The sequence below is a fragment of the Janthinobacterium pasteuri genome (genome assembly GCF_051380775.1).
Classification (GTDB): domain Bacteria; phylum Pseudomonadota; class Gammaproteobacteria; order Burkholderiales; family Burkholderiaceae_D; genus Janthinobacterium.
Genome location: NZ_JBNYXS010000051.1, coordinates 1 through 1,702 on the forward strand (window position 1 = coordinate 1; position 1,702 = coordinate 1,702).

The 1,702-nt window shown below is 55.9% G+C and carries 1 pseudogene; it reads right to left on the minus strand.

The window, feature by feature from the left end:
• Positions 1 to 185: 185 nt before the first annotated feature.
• Positions 186 to 1,613: pseudogene (locus ACQ4WN_RS26150) on the minus strand (IS1182 family transposase); the annotation flags it as partial.
• Positions 1,614 to 1,702 lie beyond the last annotated feature (89 nt).

Below are 1,702 nucleotides of genomic sequence, written 5' to 3' on the forward strand. Positions count from 1 at the left end.
TCCGCTATCGGCCCAGGCTGTGTAAAAACTCAAATATAGTTGCATGTGGCCGAACTGCGCGTGGTTGCGGCCGTGTCGCGGGTTGACGAGGCGTTAGGAGAGCCGTTTCTGTTTTCTGGATTCGGTGACCCATCCACCAAGGTAACTGCTCCAAACACGCGCTGTAGATCCAGTATGAGAGCATACGCCCTGACAGCCTCCATGATGCCGGCGACACCAAGCAGCGTAATCAATCGCTTGAAGTTATAGGCGAGCACGTGCAGGCTCATTTCCGTCTTCACGCGCTCCATTCCTTTCGTCAGGAAGTGCGTCGCCCCCATCCAGGACTTGATGGTCCCGAACGGATGCTCGACCGAGCAACGCCGGATTCGCATAGCATCCGCACTTTGATCAAGCTGTACCTGCATGTCGTCGAGCACATCCTGATGCTCCCAACGTGTCACCCGGCGCTGTTGGCTCGGCGTGCACTTGTCCTTGAGCGGGCAGCCCTTGCAGTTCGAGCTCCAGTAGCGGTTAAGCGCCATGCCCTTTTCAACACTGGTGAAACGCCAGATCAGCGATTGACCAGCCGGGCAACGGTACTCGTTCTTCGCCTGATCGTAGACGAAATCGGCCTTGTCGAATCGACCGTCGGCCCTGGCGTTGGAGGTTTTAGTCGCCGGCACTAGCACCGTAATGCCGGCCTGCTTGCAAGCCAGGATTTCCTCGCCCTTGAAGTAGCCGCGATCAGCAATCGCAGTCAGCGAGCTGACTCCAATTGTAGCGCGGGCCTTCTTCGCCATTCCCGACAGTTGATCGCGGTCGCTGCCGATATTAGTTACCTCGTGCTCTACGATCAGGTGATGCTTTGCATCGACCACGGTCTGGACGTTGTACCCGACGATGCCTGAGCCTCGCGTCATCATTGAGCGGGCATCCGGATCGGTTAACGATATCTGAGTTTCGCCAGTCGCTTCCAGCCTCGCTTCGATTTCCTTGAGGGCAGCCATCTGCGATTTCATGGCCGCAATCTTGTCGTTCAGTCGCGCACTGTGCGCTTGCTTGGTCGCTGGTTCCTGTCTGTCAGCCGTATCAAGTTCTGTGAGATAGCGACCGATGTTGGCCTCAACTTCTTCCATCCTACGCTTGAGCTTGGCTTGCGTGAAATTACGATCACTACTATTGACCGCCTTGAACTTGCTGCCATCAATCGCAACGACCGCGTCCGCGAACAGATCCAATTGCTGGCACAGGACGACGAACTGTCGGCAGACATTGCGGATTGCCTTGCCATTGTCCTTGCGGAAGTTCGCGATTGTCTTGAAGTCCGGCGTCAGGCGTTGTGTCAGCCACATCAGTTCGACGTTGCGCTGCGCTTCGCGCTCAAGCCGACGGCTTGATTGGATACGATTGAGGTAACCGTAGATGTAGAGCTTGAGCAGCACGGCGGGGTGATAGGCAGGCCGTCCTGTTATTGCTGGCTGCACACCATCGAAGCCGAGTTCGCCCAGGTCAAGTTGGTCGACAAATACATCGACCACCCGAACCGGATTGTTCTCGGCAACGTAATCGTCCAGCAGTTCAGGCAGCAACGTACCCTGGCCCCGGCATTCACCCTCGATAAATCGTTTCATCTGGCGCTCGTATTGATGAGATACTGGCATAACGTTTACCCAACAGCATCCGTTTACACAAAACTGCGTTTTTACACAGCCTGGGCCAA